Below are 401 nucleotides of genomic sequence, written 5' to 3'. Positions count from 1 at the left end.
ATCCACGCCCACCCACATCGGGTAGGTTTTCAGTTCATGCGGCGGGGCTATCGGTTCGCAGTCGTCCCATTTCAACATGTCCATCCACGCGGATTCGGCCGTGACCCACAGGTTCAGGTGCTTGGTGAAGAAGTTATGCCGGGCAGACACCTGTTCTTTGGCCTTTTTCGCCAGCCGTCTCAGGTCATCCCAGCGCTTGCAGATCCCCAGTCCGGGATTGGCCTTTTGCCAGACCGTTTCATCAAAGGGGTCATCCTCTTTGTCGAGGGTGTAGATGATGCCGAAGAAGGTGTCATCGGGCACCTGACCGCGCAGCACCTTGACGGTGTAGTCGCGCAGTTCGTAACAGATGCCTTCCTTATTGAAACCTGCTGTGGTGATACCGAACAGCAGCGATTGTA

Annotated in this window: 1 protein-coding gene; it reads right to left on the bottom strand. The window is 55.9% G+C overall.

Going from position 1 to position 401, the window contains the following annotated elements:
- Nucleotides 1-401, bottom strand: a 401-nt coding sequence (locus Xkoz_RS19415; protein ID WP_244183537.1) for a terminase TerL endonuclease subunit, incomplete at both ends; no start/stop codon positions are given.

It is taken from the genome of Xenorhabdus kozodoii (assembly GCF_002632875.1).
Classification (GTDB): domain Bacteria; phylum Pseudomonadota; class Gammaproteobacteria; order Enterobacterales; family Enterobacteriaceae; genus Xenorhabdus; species Xenorhabdus kozodoii.
This window is presented reverse-complemented; position numbering and strand designations above follow the sequence as displayed.